Raw genomic sequence first — 14,829 nt, 5'->3', positions numbered from 1 at the left:
TGATTATATCTGTTTTCGGATATTGATTTTTAAAATAAGTCGTTGTTATTAATATTAAGTTTTATATTTGTAAATGTAAAAATCACATTTATTTTTGCGTTAAATTACATAAAATACAATTTTTAAAATAGCTATCATGCTTAAAATTTCTTTTCTTTCCAAAATAATTGCGTTACTGATTTTTGTAACAACAATTTCAAATGCTCAAAATACAATTTCTAATAAGCTGAAATGGTCAGAAAGAATGGCATTAACCTTAATGCAGCGTCACCCGCAATCGTATATGCTTGATGATGCTCCTGTAGCACATATCAGTTATGTTCATGGTTTGGTTACTTATGCTTTTCAGGAATTAGGCAAACAAAAAAAGAATGAAAAATACACGGCTTATGCCAAGCAATATGCTGATGAATTGATAGATGCTGATGGAAATATTAAGACTTATAAATATGAGTCCTTTAATATTGATAATATACCGACGGGCCGAATTTTGTTTGATATCTATGAGCAGACTAAAGACAAACGATATTTAGTTGCGATGCAGACTTTGCGTAAACAATTAGAAGAACAGCCTCGTACGCCAAGTGGCGGTTTTTGGCATAAAAAAATATATCCTAACCAAATGTGGCTAGATGGTTTGTATATGGGGGAACCATTTTATGCAGAATATACCGTTAGGTTTGAAAACGGTGCAAAGTTGAATGATGTTGCTCATGAATTTGAATTGATTCAGAAAAAGGCAACGGATGCAAAAACAGGATTGTTGTATCATGCCTGGGATGAGAGTAAAGAAATGCCATGGGCAAACAAAGAAACCGGTGTTTCGCCTAACTTTTGGTCCCGATCAATGGGCTGGTATGTGATGGGATTGGTAGATGTTCTGGATTATTTTCCTAAGGATCATCCGAAAAGAAAAGAACTGATTTTGTATTTGAATAATATTTCGAATGCTTTAGTAAAATTTCAGGATCCATCAGGATTATGGTATCAGGTTACTGATATGGGAACCCGTGAAGGTAATTATTTAGAAACTTCGGGTACGGCTATGTTTGCTTATGCTTTTGCAAAAGGAGCTAAAAAAGGATATTTGCCTAAAAAATTCAAAAAAATTGCTGAAAAAGCTTTTGATGGTATGACTTCAAAATTTGTTAAAGTATATCCAAATGGCGAAATTGAAATTACGAATGCCTGCGCGGTTGCAGGTTTAGGAGGAAAACCTTATCGCGATGGTTCTTACGAATATTATATTAATGAAAGAAGAAAAGATAATGACCCTAAAGTAACCGGACCTTTTATTCTGGCTGCTTTAGAATTAAATAGATAATTAAAAACTAAATAATATGTTTTCATTACAAAATAAAAAAGCTGTCATAACTGGTGGTGGCAGTGGAATAGGAAGGGCAATTGCAACTTTATTCGCAAAACAGGGAGCAGAAGTTCATATTATTGATTTAACAATAGAAAGTGCTCAGGAAGCTGTTGCTGATATTCAGCAATTGGGCGGAAAAGTATTTTCATATGCGTGTAATGTAGTAGATCAAAAAGAGGTTATTGCTACATTTGAAAAAATCGGTAATATCCATATTTTGATTAATAATGCCGGTATCGCTCATGTGGGTAAAGTCGGCACAACTTTGGAAATCGATTTCCAAAGAGTAATGGATGTAAATGTAAAAGGAGTTTACAATTGTTTGTATGCTGCGATTCCACAATTTCAATTGTCAAAAGGTGGTGTGATTTTAAACATGGCTTCTATTGCATCCTGGGTTGGGATTCAGGATCGTTTCGCTTATTCAACTGCTAAAGGTGCGGTAATGGCTATGACTTTATCAGTAGCGAGAGATTATATTGATGAAGGAATCCGATGTAATTCGATTTCGCCAGCGAGGGTGCATACGCCTTTTGTAGATGGATTTATCAATAAAAATTATCCGGGCAAGGAAGCTGAAATTTTCGAAAAACTTTCAAAGTCACAACCTATCGGGCGAATGGGACAACCAGAGGAAATTGCTGCTTTAGCCCTTTACTTATGCAGTGACGAAGCCGGGTTTATTACAGGAAGTGATTATCCTATTGATGGAGGATTTATAAAATTAAATAATTAGAAAAAGCTACTAAGGTTCTAAGTTACTAAGCTGCTAAGATTTTTAGCCTTAGAACCACAGAACCTTAGCAGCTTAGCAACTTTTAAAAAAATAAGAAAATGAAATTAATACGTTTTGGAGCAGCCGGACAAGAAAAACCGGGAGTTATTATTGGAGAAAAAAGATATGATGTTTCTTCTATTGTAACTGATTTTAATGAAGCTTTTTTCGAAGATAATGGATTAGAAAAATTAAAAAAAGCTTTAGAAAGTAATCCAGCATTACCGGAAGTAGGAGAAGATGTACGTTTGGGATCTCCAGTTGCGAGACCTTCAAAAATAATCTGTATCGGACTGAATTATGTAGATCATTGTCATGAAACAGGAGCACCAATTCCAACTGAGCCAATTATCTTTTTCAAATCAACGACTTCTTTATGTGGTCCAAATGATGATTTGATAATCCCAAAAAATAGTGAAAAAACAGATTGGGAAATCGAGCTGGCATTTGTGGTTGGTAAAAAGGCAAGTTATGTAGAAGAAGCAGAAGCTTTAGATTATGTAGCAGGATATGCTTTATTGAATGATTACAGCGAAAGAGCTTTTCAAATCGAAATGGGAGGACAATGGGCAAAAGGTAAAGGTTGTGATACGTTCGCACCTCTTGGACCATTCTTGGCTACTCAGGATGAAATTGCCGATGTAAATAATTTACCAATGTGGCTGACAGTTAACGGAAAGAAATTCCAAAACAGCAATACTTCTAATCTGGTTTTCAAAATTCCGTTTTTAGTGCATTACCTAAGTCAGTTTATGACTTTGCTTCCTGGCGACATCATCAGTACAGGAACGCCTCCGGGAGTTGGATTAGGAATTAAGCCGGATCCAATCTACATCAAACCGGGTGACGTTATCGAATTAGGCATGGACGGTCTGGGATCAAGTAAACAAGTAGCTAAAGCTTATTCTAAATAAAATGAAATATATTGTTTGCGAAAAACCGCAGGAATTTCTAATCAAAGAAAAACCAATGCCGGAACCAAAAGAAGGAGAAGTACTTTTGAAAATTAGAAGAATAGGAGTCTGCGGAACCGATATTCACGCTTTTGGAGGAACACAGCCTTATTTTGAATACCCAAGAATTTTAGGTCATGAACTGGCCGCCGAATATATAAAAGGAAATGCAAAAGGTTTTGAGCCGGGAGATAAAGTAACTTTTATTCCGTATTTCAGCTGCGGAACATGTGTAGCTTGTAGAAATGGTCTGACGAATTGTTGTGCGAATATCAAAGTTTTCGGAGTACATATTGATGGCGGAATGGCCGAGTATGTGACGATTCCGGAACAGTATTTACTTCACGGACAAGGTTTGGATTATGACGAACTGGCTTTGGTTGAACCATTAGCAATAGCAGCACACGGAGTTAGAAGAGCGGCTGTAAAAGCAACCGATACCGTTTTGGTAATGGGTGCAGGACCTATTGGATTAGGACTGATTCAGTTTGCTAAAATTGCCGGAGCCAAAGTGATTGTGATGGATATCAATGAATACCGTCTTAACTTTTGCAAAGAAGCACTTCAGGCAGATGAAACAATCAATCCTTTGCATGATGATGTAGCAGCAAAATTAGCTGAGCTGACAAACGGTGATATGGCGAATGTAGTCATTGATGCTACCGGAAATCAAAAAGTGATGAACAGCGCTTTCAATTATATTTCGCATGGCGGAAGATTTGTTTTAGTCGGACTTCAAAAAGGAGAATTGAGTTTCAGTCATCCGGATTTCCATAAAAGAGAATCTACTTTGATGAGCAGCAGAAACGCGACCATCGAAGATTTTGAATATGTAATGAAATGTCTGAAAGAAGGTAAAATCGATCCAAAAAAATACATTACACACAGAGCTGATTTTGAGGATATGATCGGTGAATTTACAAAATGGATTGACCCAAAAAATAATACTATTAAAGCGTTAATCGAGATAAATTAAGATTAAACTATAGTTTTAAAAACATAGCAACATAGGTTTTTTATTTTTTGAAAGAGAGTTGAAAGAAACTAGTTCCTCACACATAGATATGTGTTTGTATGCAAGTGAAACGCCTTTTTCGTATGTTTATAAAGCTATGTTTCTATGTGTTAAAAATATTTACAGCTATTTAAACCATAAATAAACACAAAAATGGATTTACATTTAAAAGGTAAAATTGTAGTCGTATCAGGTTCGGCTGGAAAAGAAGGAAGTATTGGTGAAACCATCATCAATCGATTAGCGGATGAAGGTGCTATTCCGGTTTTGGTGGACAGAAACAGCAGAGGTTTTGGTTATGCTGAAGCTTTGCAGAAAAAAGGAATTGATTCTTTGTTTGTGCAAACAGATGTGACTGATCCTGTCCAGATGGAAAAAGCAGTTGCTGAGATTACGAAAAAATACGGCAGAATAGATGTTGTGATCAATAACGTAGGGGTAAATGACGGTGCCGGTTTAGATGCTACTTACGAAGAGTTTATGGATTCTTTGAAACTGAATGTAGTAAGTTACTTTTTATTGGTAAAATTTGCACTTCCATACCTAAAAGAATCAAAAGGAAACATTTTGAATATTGGCTCAAAAGTAGCCTTGACAGGACAAGGCGGAACTTCAGGATATGCTGCTGCAAAAGGCGGTGTTCTTGGACTTACGAGAGAATGGGCAGTTGATTTGATTCAGTATGGAATTCGTTCTAACGCCATCATTATTGCCGAATGTTATACACCGGCATACGAAGACTGGATCAAAACCGTACCGGATGGCGAAGCAGTTTTGAAAAAAATCAACAAAAGTATTCCGTTAGAATCCAGAATGACCACAACTGAAGAAATTGCAGATACAGCCCTTTTTATAATTTCAGACCGTTCTTCTCATACTACGGGACAGTTTGTTTTTGTAGAAGGAGGTTACGTACATTTGGATCGTGCTTTAATTAGTGATGTAAATTAACAGGTATGAACCGAATTGACTCCCATCAGCATTTTTGGATATTTGATCCGGTTAGGGATAGCTGGATCGATGATTCGATGAAAAAGATTCAAAGGGATTTTTTACCCGAAGATTTGTCGCCATTGCTTTCAGAAAATCAATTTTCCGGATGCGTGGCGGTTCAGGCAAGTCAGTCTGAAGAAGAAACCCATTTTTTACTGGATCTCGCTTTAAAAAATGACTTTATAAAAGGAGTTGTGGGCTGGGTTGATTTAAGAAGTGAAGATATTTCAGAGCGATTGAGTCATTTTTCTCAATTTGAAAAACTGAAAGGTTTCAGACATGTTGTTCAGGGAGAAGCGGATGATTTTATGTTTGGAGCGGCATTTCGTAATGGAATCGCAGCTTTGAAGGAATTCAATTTTACGTATGATATTCTGATTTTTCATCGTCAGTTACCAGCTGCCATTGATTTGGTAAAATCTTTTCCGGAGCAGGCTTTTGTGATTGATCATATTGCAAAACCGGATATTAAATCGGGCGATATTGAATCCTGGAAAAAAGGAATTGAAGAGATTTCAAAATTCAAAAATGTAAAATGTAAAATTTCCGGAATGGTGACGGAAGCCGACTGGAACAATTGGAAACCATCCGATTTAAAACCGTATCTGGATGTTATTTTTGAAAACTTTACTGCTGATAAATTAATGTTCGGATCTGACTGGCCGGTTTGCAATGTAGCTTCGGATTATAAAGAGTTAGTGAAAATATTAGAAGATTATATGTCTCAGCTTTCGATTGAGGATCAGAATAAAATCTGGTCTGAAAATGCTAAATCATTTTATAAACTAAATAATTAGAAATAATAAATATTTTCATAAAAAAAGCGTGAAATATTAAATTCACGCTTTTTTTATGGTTTTATTTTTTTAAGACATCAGTTTCAGGAGTCCATTTTTTCTGCCATTCCGGATACTTCTTCAATACTTTTTCAGGATTATAGGTATACCATGCATAACCGGTTCGGCGTTCACGGCTTACTTCTGCCAATGAATAAAGATACACACTGTCCCTGTCACAAAACAAAGGTCTTCCCGTACCTAATTCATAATAGCGTGTCCAGATTGGAGGTGCTGTAGGATCGTTTACCACACGGCGGTCATCTTTAATTTTTTTGAATTTTGAATCCATCTCGGGAGCTTCAAAAGTTTCTACTCTTGTATTGTATATTTTAGAATCCTCAAACCACTTAACAGCACTTTGTACAGCTCTGATAACCTGTTCACTCGGATTTTCAATTTTCATTAAAAACAAAACAATATCAACACTTTCTGCATTACTGATACTTGGCGGTTCAAATTTTCTGGCCCATACCGGAAGTAAAGTTACCTCGTCATGCTGCTGGCACCAGGCGCTAAGTTTTCCATGGTCAGAAATTTGTGTTTTTAAGATACAGTCAATTCCGTTTTGGTAAGCAGCGTTCACTTTGTTTTTAGTAGCGGCATCCATAAAATCAAATTCAGGGCTGTTGCTTACTATTTTGTCAAGCAAATTCATGATTCCCATATAAGCGCCGTCATTAAAGGTAATATGGCGGCTGTATCCTTTTTCCAGAGGATAATATTGAGGCCATCCACCGTTAGGATATTGTGCTTCCAAAATAAAATCAATTCCTTTCAGACAGGCCGTTTTGTATTTTTCTATTTTAGTCAGTGTATAAACCTGCGCCAGATAATAGACATGAGTGTAAGTAGTACCATTGTCAAAAGTGGTATGCAAAACAGACCTTGAACCTACAATATCATTTATCTGCTCAGACGTTAAAATAGCACGCATGTCATAATTTTTTGGCCATCCTCCATTATCACGCTGAAAGTAAATGATATTATCCGCTATTTTGGTGTATTCGGATTCTTCGTATCTCGGCTGATTCGGAATCGGATTTACGATATTACTTTTATCGGCAATACCATACCAGTGATTCATACTGTCGTTAAATGGTTTTGTACTGATTACCGCCGTCTTTTTGTCTTTTTCAGATTGTGCAGCTGAATAAAGAAACGAAAAAGAGGTGAGTAAGATTCCAAATAATAAACTCTTATTTCTGGACAGACTTTGTGATGTTTTCATAGTAATTTGATGAACTTCAGTTGTGCTTAGTTTTAACTTAGACACAACTGAAGGATAAAAGTTTAATTAACTATAGTTTTACAGCTGATTTTGGAACCGTTTCTCCAATAACTGTTTTCTTGGCAAAATCTGAATTGGCAGAAGGAACAAATTCTATATTTTCAGTAGCTTCTCCATTAATAGTAATGGCTTTAGGTGAAGTAGAATTGAATTCAATATCCTTAAACGACATGTTTTTACCATTGTAAATATCAATTACATTTGGTTTTTCAATATCCAGTTTTGCATTGTGAATTTTGATTCCGTTAGCATCAACAATAGTAAATCCATTTTCTGCTTTTGCAATCAGATTAGAGATTTCAATATTTTCAAGGTTCATTTCAGGAAGTCCTTGTAAAAATACAGCTTGTTGTGCTCCTTTGATTGTGATGTTTTTTATCGAAATGTTTTTGAACTGAGGCGTTTTTTCATCTACAGGCATTTTTTGATTGACAATTTTTGCACCGCCTTCTTCCAAAGTTTCTGCTATGGATTTTCCTCCATAGTAAAGGTTGAACGAAATCGCCTGAGACGGAATATCGGTCATAAAAATATCAGAAATAAAAATGTTTTCTACAACACCTCCGCGCCCTCGTGCACTTTTGAAACGTAAACCAACATCAGTTCCCATAAAAGTACAATTAGATACGTGAAGGTTTTTTACACCTCCTGACATTTCGCTACCTACCGTTACACCTCCGTGTCCATGATAAACTATATTATTTCTTACTATGATATTTTCACTCGGAATACCTCTGTCACGACCATCTTTGTCTTTTCCTGATTTAATACAGATGGCATCATCACCCACATCAAAACTGGAGTTTTCGATTACAACATTTTTACAGCATTCTACATCAAGTCCGTCTCCATTTTGTGAAAACCAAGGATTACGAACCGTTATATTTCTTACGATTAAATCTTCAATCATAAAAGGGTGAATGTTCCATGCCGGAGAATTTTGAAAAACAGGTCCGTCAAATAGCACCCTTTTACTGTTTTGGATACTCACTAAGACCGGACGAAGGAAATCATGAATTTTTTCAAAATCTTCTTTGGTTTTTAAATCCAGACGAACATTTTGGTCTATTGGACCTCCCTTCGAAGCATTCATAAATACTTCTGATGGATACCAGCTTGTTTTTTGCTCATTTACAACACCACCTGAAGAAACAAAATCTTTCCACTGGCTTTCTGTAACTTTACTTCTTTTAACCTGTCTCCATGCTTCACCTGAGCCATCCCAAACCCCTTTTCCTGTAAAAGCAATATTTTCTAAATTCTTACCGTAAATAGGAGAGATACATCTCCAGGTGTTTAAACCTTCAAAATTAGTTTCGATAAGTGGGTATAAACTTTTATCTGTAGAAAATTTTATCAGTGCACCTCTTTCTGCATGTAACTCAATATTACTTTTTAGAATAATTGGTCCTGTTAACCAGATTCCCGGAGGAATAATTAATTTCCCTCCTCCTTTTTTTGAAAGCGCATTAATGGCATCTTCAAAAGCTTTTGTGTTTAAAACATATCCGCCATTTACTGCACCAAAATCTTTTAGGTTGACCGTGTTTTTTGGAATTTTCGGCTCCTCGACCTTCGGCATTTTAAACTCAATGTTCGCATAAGTGTCATAGGATTTTGACTTTTGTGCTATCACATTTCCTGAACAGCTTACTGTCAAAACAGCCAAAAGCATACGGAAAAAGGTAGTTAGATTAGTTTTCATTCTTATTGAATTAGTTAAAGTTTAATTTTATGTATCAAAATAGTACGATATGTTTATCTTGATAATACTTTTTTTACAAATTATAAAATTAGTTTCGTAAAAAAACGAAAATACAATAATGTAATCGATTGCACAAATTTATAAAAAATATTTACAATATATTTAATAGATGAAAAAAGGATTGCGACTGTCTGTAAGTTAATTGCAGCTTTTTGCTATTTTTTATTTATACGCACTGATACCACGGATCAAATGTAAAGCAGGAGGGTACAGGACACTTATATTTTTATGTTCTGTTAAATTGTACCCTCATTTGGTAAAAGTTTAAAAAATACATTTATTTATAAGTCTTATACTGTTAAGAAATAAACCCTTTACGGCTTTACCTAAAAAATAAAAAAATGCGTTTAAATACTTTTATAAAAGTTCTAATTCTCTTTTTAATAACAATTTGCACATTCTCACTGAATGCAGCCGAAATTTGGGTTTCACCCCAAGGTAAAGACACCAATCCCGGAACAAAAGCAAGTCCTTTGGCAACGGTCCATATGGCCGTAAGAAAAGCAAGAGAACTGCGCCGATTAAAAGATGCATCGATAAAAGACGGAATCCGTATTATTGTAATGAACGGAACATATTATTTAAACGAACCTCTATTCATAAGACCTGAAGATTCCGGAACAGCTGACAGTCCAACAACTATTGAAGCGGATGCAAATGCCAAACCAATCTTAAGCGGAGGAATCGAAATAAAGAACTGGAAAAAATCGGCACTAGCCATAAACGGCTTAAAAGTAGGAACAGTCTGGGAAGCCGATGCGCCACAGCAGGCGGGAGAAATTCTAAATTACCGTCAGTTATGGGTGAATGGCAAAAAAGCCGTGAGAGCCAAAAGTACTGCAGGAACTCAAATGGACAGAATTCTTTCATGGGATGCTGCAACAGAAACCTGCTGGATTCCTTTCAAAAATAAATCGGTGAAGTTTGAGCCGGGAATGGAAATGTACATCGTACAATGGTGGGCGATTGCCAATCTCCGAATCAAAAATATCGAGGTGGTTAAAGACAGCGCCCGTCTTTCCTTCGAAAAACCGGAAAGCCGAATTCAGAGCGAACATCCCTGGCCGGCTCCGTGGATTTCTAAAAACAACGGGAATTCAGCGTTCTATTTAAACAACGGAATGTCAATGCTTAACGAACCGGGAGAATGGTTTTTAAACAGAAAAAAAGGTAAAATCTATTATATTCCAAGAGCTGGAGAAAATATGGCTTCCGCAAAAGTTACTGTACCGGTTTTAGAAAATTTAGTAAAAGTGGAAGGTACTTTGGATACTCCTGTACATCATTTTAATTTCAAGGGAATTTCGTTCCAGTACAGCAACTGGCTTCGTCCTTCACAGCAAGGTCATGTGCCATTGCAGGCGGGAATGTATTTATTAGATGCCTATAAACTAAAAACTCCTGGAACTCCCAATCAAGCGAGTTTGGAAAATCAGGGCTGGGTTGGAAGACCAAGAGCCGCTGTTGAGATCAATTATGCTAACAATACGCTTTTTGAAAGTTGTTCTTTTGAGCATTTGTCTTCTACCGGATTGGATCTGCACAGAGGAACGAATCATAATACAGTGAAAGGAAATCTCTTCAAAGATATTGGCGGAAACGGAATCAATCTGGGTGTTTTCTCTGAAGAATCATTCGAAGCACATTTGCCTTATACTGTAAAAGATGAAAGAGTAGTTTGTTCGGATGAAGTGATTTCGGATAACTTAATTACCAATGTAGCCAATGAAGATTGGGGATGTCTGGGAATTGCAGCCGGTTTTATCAAGAATCTGACTATCGAACATAACGAAATTTCGGATGTAGCTTACAGCGGTATTTCAATGGGCTGGGGCTGGACGCATACCGAAAACGTGATGAGAAACAATAAAATCCTTCGAAATAAAATCCATCATTACGCCAAACATCTGCACGACGTAGCCGGAATTTACACCCTTTCAGCACAAGCGGACAGCCGAATTGAAGAAAATTATATCGATAAAGTCTACAACAGTCCTTATGCACACGATCCGTTTTTATGGCTGTATTTATACACGGATGAAGGAAGTCAGGGCTTTACAATAAAAAATAACTGGATTCCAATTCAGAAAATCCTGAAAAACAATAATGGTCCGAAAGGAAATATCTGGCAGGATAATTATGCTTTTGTAAATCCAAAAATCAAAGAAAATGCAGGAATTCGTCCGCCATACAACAGTTTACTGGCTAAAGAAGTAGTAATTGATGAAGCCTGGGGCTTACAGGAAATGCCAAAATCAGTCGCAATCGAAGTAATCGGAAAAGATCTGGATATCGAAAAAATCAAATCGACGATAAAAGGTTTCCGAATTGTAGGCGAAGAATTGTACCAATGGCAAAACCATCTGGTAATTTACGGATTAATGAACCAGCCGGAAAGAACGAAGCGAAAACTGGCTTTGGCTTTTCCGGCTTTGGAAATCAAAATCTACGAAAATCCAGTTTATGACTTCCAGAAATTTGAAAGATGCAAAGATGCTAAACCCGTATCAGAATGGGAAAATATTGTCCTGACTGCGAATTTGGTTGCCGATGAAAAAATGCAAAAAGAATACGTAGATTATCACACAACTCAATTCGAAAAATGGCCTGAAATCGCAAAAGGTTTCTGCAATGCCGATTTTCAGCAGTTGCAGGTCTTCAAAAACGGAAGACAATTAATGTTGATCATCAGTATTCCAAAAGGAGAAAGTCTGGATAAATTGAATCCAAAAACAACCGAAAATAATCCACGTGTAAACGACTGGAACAACTTAATGAAAAAATACCAAACTGGAATCGAAGGCGCAAAACCGGATGAAACCTGGATATTTCTGAACAAAGTTGAAACAAAGAAATAATTGCGTATTCGCTATCCTAACAGGTTTCCAAAACCTGTTAGGTACTATTAAAGAATATTTTTTAGCCACAGATTAAAGGATTTAAAAAGATTTTTAGTCTGTGTTAATCTTTTTAATCTGTGGCAAAACAATACCTAACAGGTTTTTAAAACCTGTTAGGATACGAAAACCAAAACAACTATCAAAACCTAAAATAAGACCAATGTTAAAAATAGCCATCTTAGGACTCGGAGAAGGACGAAGCACGATGTCGGCAGCTTTGGAAAGTTCAAAATTAGAACTTGTAAAAGTGTGCGACAGAAACGAAGAAATCTGCAAGCAAAGAGCCAAAGAATTCGATTTTCATTCGTACACAACGAATTACGACGATTTATTAAACGATGAATCAATTGACATCATCGCGATTTATACACCCGACCATTTGCATGCGCAACACGTGAAGCAGGCTTTATTGCACGGAAAACATGTTGTTTGTACAAAACCTTTTATCGACGATCTTTCAGATGCAAACGAATTACTGGAATTAAGCAAATCGACAGGAAAGAAGGTTTTCATCGGTCAGAGTTCAAGATTCTTCGAACCGGCAAAAAGACAAAGAGCCGATTATGAAGCAGGATTAATCGGCGATTTAATCACAATCGAAGCACAATACCACGCTGATCACAGATGGTTCTTAAAGAAAGAATGGTCGTTGTTGCAGTCTTTCAAATGGCTGTACGGCGGTTTGAGCCATCCTGTAGATTTCATTCGTTGGTATCTTCCTAATATTCAGGAAGTAATGGGTTACGGAATGATCAGCAGTAACGGAGCTGTTGCAGGTTTGAAAAACGAAGATACGATGCATTTTATCTTCAAAGCGACTGATGGCAGAATCGCCAGAGTGAGTGGAGTGTACACTTCTCCAACTCAGCCAGCGCAACGTGACAGCGGTATGAGTACGATTTTAAGAGCTACTGAAGGCGCAAGTCAGGCCGATTATCACGAATTGCGTTATGCAGTTACTGATAAAACAGGTGAAGAAAAAGTAATTACTTGGGGCGACAGTACCTTAAAATATTATTTCCGTTTTGAAGGGCAAAGCCACCACGGCGGGGAATACCAGAATTATTTAGAATATTTTGTGGACAGTATCGAACAGAACTTTGAAGCTTATCCAAATATGGAAGAAGGCATCGGAACTGTAGCTTTACTTCAGGCAATGGATAAATCTTTGCAAACCGGAATGCCAGTAAAAATTGCTGACGTCCTTAACGAATACGGACTATGAACAGCATCTACGATAAGTTAACGGCGCTGGATTTCATCATCGTGGCTATTTATTTAGTGACTTTATTGGTCATTGGATATGTAGTGAGCGTCAAGCAAAGCAAAAAGAACGAAACGCTTTTTATGGCGGGAAATTCCCTGAATTGGTACAATATCGGTTTCAACATGTGGGGAACTAATGTGGGACCTTCTTCTTTACTGGCTTTTGCAAGTATTGGTTACGCGACCGGAATCGTAGCCGGAAATTTTGAATGGTACGCCTTTGTTTTTTTATTGCTTTTGGCTATCGTTTTTGCACCAAGATATATTGCAAGCAAAGTCAGCACGATGCCCGAATATATGGGAAAACGCTACGGCGACAGTACCCAGACTATTTTGGCGTGGTATGCCATGGTGAAAATTTTGGTAAGCTGGCTGTCGTTAGGATTGTTCAGCGGTGGAATTCTGGTTCGCCAGATTTTAGGGATTCCGATGTGGCAGAGTGTAACGGTTTTGGTGATATTCTCAGGGATTTTTACCTATGCAGGAGGTTTGAAAGCCATTGCAAAAGTGAATGTTTTTCAAATGATTTTACTGATTGTTGTTTCGCTTACCTTATCGTATTTAGGTTTGCAGAAAGTGGGTGGAATAGAAGCTTTGATTGCAAAAACGCCTTCTAATTTCTGGAATCTGGTTCAGCCTGCAAACGACGCACATTATCCGTGGCCTGCTATTTTACTGGGTTATCCTGTAGCGGCAGTGGCGTTCTTTTGTACCGATCAGTCGATGGTGCAGAGTGTTTTGGGAGCGAAGAATTTAGAGCAGGGACAATTGGGAGTTAACTTTATTGGCTGGCTGAAAGTAATGGCTTTGCCGTTGTTTATTTTACCGGGAATTCTGTGTGCAGTTTTGTTTCCGGAATTGGGTAAAAACTCCGATTTGGCTTATATGACCATGGTTACAAATCTTTTTCCAAGCGGAATGAACGGTTTGGTAATCTGTGTGATGATTGCCGTTTTGGTAGGAACAATTGGTTCGTCACTAAATGCATTAAGTACCGTTTTTACGAATGATATTTATGTAAAGAAAATGAATCCGACAGCTTCCATAAAAGAACAAATTAAAATTGGACGTTTGACCATTGCAGCAGGTTGTGTATTCGCAATTCTGATTGCGATTGCGATTGACAATATCAAAGGACAGAATCTGTTTAATATTTTTCAGGCGGTTTTAGGATTTTTGGCACCATCTTTATCCGTTGTTTTTCTGTTAAGCGTGTTCTGGAAACGCACTACCAAAAAAGCCGTAAATGCCACTTTATCCTGGGGTTCAGCTTTTAGTTTATTTGTTGGGGTCTTGTATTTATGGATTTTCCCTGCAGATGTGTACACCGCATGGCCTCACTTTTTATTGATTTCGTTTTACATTTTTGCTGTTTTAATGGTGGCAGCTGTGATCATTTCATTAGCAGATAAAAACCCGGAAACCAATTTTTCAGATGAAACGGATATTCCGAAGACGAGTAAAAAAGTGAAGATTCTTTTTGTTTTGTTGGGGGTAGCAATTTTGAGTTTGTATTTGGTTTTTAATGGGAATTAAATAGTTTTTAAAATATAAATTATGAGGACGCTTTCTTTTTTTAAGGGAGCGTTTTTTTATGGTTAGAGAATTTTCAATAAAAAATCGAACAAATAAAAGTTCGGTTTATATCAGAACTTTATTTATGTTT

General features: G+C 36.9%; 11 protein-coding genes. 9 read left to right on the top strand and 2 right to left on the bottom strand.

Annotated features, from left to right (window positions below; genetic code table 11):
• Positions 1-136: 136 nt before the first annotated feature.
• The 6 genes from OZP09_RS10065 to OZP09_RS10040 all read left to right on the top strand — a co-directional run bounded on the left by OZP09_RS10065 (position 137) and on the right by OZP09_RS10040 (position 5,902).
• A complete protein-coding gene (locus tag OZP09_RS10065) occupies positions 137-1,324 on the top strand; it encodes a glycoside hydrolase family 88/105 protein (protein WP_269237672.1) in 1,188 nt (395 codons plus the stop codon).
• Between the two features lie 16 nt (positions 1,325-1,340).
• A complete protein-coding gene (locus tag OZP09_RS10060; RefSeq protein WP_269237671.1) occupies positions 1,341-2,105 on the top strand; it encodes an SDR family NAD(P)-dependent oxidoreductase in 765 nt (254 codons plus the stop codon).
• A 98-nt stretch (positions 2,106-2,203) separates the two neighbouring features.
• Positions 2,204-3,058, top strand: coding sequence for a fumarylacetoacetate hydrolase family protein (locus tag OZP09_RS10055; RefSeq protein ID WP_269237670.1), 855 nt, complete (start codon positions 2,204-2,206; stop codon positions 3,056-3,058).
• Between the two features lies 1 nt (position 3,059).
• Complete coding sequence (locus OZP09_RS10050; RefSeq protein ID WP_269237669.1) at positions 3,060-4,073, top strand: zinc-binding alcohol dehydrogenase family protein; 1,014 nt, start codon at positions 3,060-3,062, stop codon at positions 4,071-4,073.
• A 192-nt stretch (positions 4,074-4,265) separates the two neighbouring features.
• Positions 4,266-5,063, top strand: a complete 798-nt coding sequence (locus OZP09_RS10045) for an SDR family oxidoreductase (RefSeq protein WP_269237668.1) — start codon at positions 4,266-4,268, stop codon at positions 5,061-5,063.
• Between the two features lie 5 nt (positions 5,064-5,068).
• Entirely contained in the window at positions 5,069-5,902 is an 834-nt protein-coding gene (locus tag OZP09_RS10040; RefSeq protein WP_269237667.1) for an amidohydrolase family protein, read from the top strand.
• Between the two features lie 61 nt (positions 5,903-5,963).
• On the opposite strand, the gene pelA is transcribed toward OZP09_RS10040, so the two are convergent.
• Both pelA and OZP09_RS10030 read right to left on the bottom strand, forming a co-directional pair.
• A complete protein-coding gene (pelA, locus tag OZP09_RS10035; RefSeq protein WP_269237666.1) occupies positions 5,964-7,172 on the bottom strand; it encodes a pectate lyase in 1,209 nt (402 codons plus the stop codon).
• A gap of 70 nt (positions 7,173-7,242) precedes the next feature.
• Complete coding sequence (locus OZP09_RS10030) at positions 7,243-8,937, bottom strand: glycoside hydrolase family 28 protein (protein ID WP_269237665.1); 1,695 nt, start codon at positions 8,935-8,937, stop codon at positions 7,243-7,245.
• Between the two features lie 401 nt (positions 8,938-9,338).
• Between OZP09_RS10030 and OZP09_RS10025 the strand changes: the two genes are divergently transcribed.
• The 3 genes from OZP09_RS10025 to OZP09_RS10015 all read left to right on the top strand — a co-directional run bounded on the left by OZP09_RS10025 (position 9,339) and on the right by OZP09_RS10015 (position 14,699).
• Positions 9,339-11,855: a right-handed parallel beta-helix repeat-containing protein gene (locus tag OZP09_RS10025; protein ID WP_269237664.1), complete on the top strand. Its 2,517-nt coding sequence runs from the start codon at positions 9,339-9,341 to the stop codon at positions 11,853-11,855.
• A 202-nt stretch (positions 11,856-12,057) separates the two neighbouring features.
• Complete coding sequence (locus OZP09_RS10020) at positions 12,058-13,122, top strand: Gfo/Idh/MocA family protein (protein WP_269237663.1); 1,065 nt, start codon at positions 12,058-12,060, stop codon at positions 13,120-13,122.
• Positions 13,119-14,699, top strand: a complete 1,581-nt coding sequence (locus OZP09_RS10015; protein ID WP_281310704.1) for a sodium:solute symporter — start codon at positions 13,119-13,121, stop codon at positions 14,697-14,699. The genes OZP09_RS10020 and OZP09_RS10015 overlap by 4 nt, the downstream gene beginning before the upstream one ends.
• Positions 14,700-14,829: the final 130 nt, after the last annotated feature.

This window comes from Flavobacterium flavigenum (assembly GCF_027111255.2).
GTDB lineage: Bacteria > Bacteroidota > Bacteroidia > Flavobacteriales > Flavobacteriaceae > Flavobacterium > Flavobacterium flavigenum.
This window is presented reverse-complemented; position numbering and strand designations above follow the sequence as displayed.

Coding starts and splice junctions, on each gene's coding strand:
- OZP09_RS10025 (WP_269237664.1), top strand. CDS start 9,339: ATGCGTTTAAATACTTTTATAAAAGTTCTAATTCTCTTTTTAATAACA.
- OZP09_RS10020 (WP_269237663.1), top strand. CDS start 12,058: ATGTTAAAAATAGCCATCTTAGGACTCGGAGAAGGACGAAGCACGATG.
- OZP09_RS10015 (WP_281310704.1), top strand. CDS start 13,119: ATGAACAGCATCTACGATAAGTTAACGGCGCTGGATTTCATCATCGTG.
- OZP09_RS10040 (WP_269237667.1), top strand. CDS start 5,069: ATGAACCGAATTGACTCCCATCAGCATTTTTGGATATTTGATCCGGTT.
- OZP09_RS10060 (WP_269237671.1), top strand. CDS start 1,341: ATGTTTTCATTACAAAATAAAAAAGCTGTCATAACTGGTGGTGGCAGT.
- OZP09_RS10045 (WP_269237668.1), top strand. CDS start 4,266: ATGGATTTACATTTAAAAGGTAAAATTGTAGTCGTATCAGGTTCGGCT.
- pelA (WP_269237666.1), bottom strand. CDS start 7,172: ATGAAAACATCACAAAGTCTGTCCAGAAATAAGAGTTTATTATTTGGA.
- OZP09_RS10030 (WP_269237665.1), bottom strand. CDS start 8,937: ATGAAAACTAATCTAACTACCTTTTTCCGTATGCTTTTGGCTGTTTTG.
- OZP09_RS10050 (WP_269237669.1), top strand. CDS start 3,060: ATGAAATATATTGTTTGCGAAAAACCGCAGGAATTTCTAATCAAAGAA.
- OZP09_RS10055 (WP_269237670.1), top strand. CDS start 2,204: ATGAAATTAATACGTTTTGGAGCAGCCGGACAAGAAAAACCGGGAGTT.
- OZP09_RS10065 (WP_269237672.1), top strand. CDS start 137: ATGCTTAAAATTTCTTTTCTTTCCAAAATAATTGCGTTACTGATTTTT.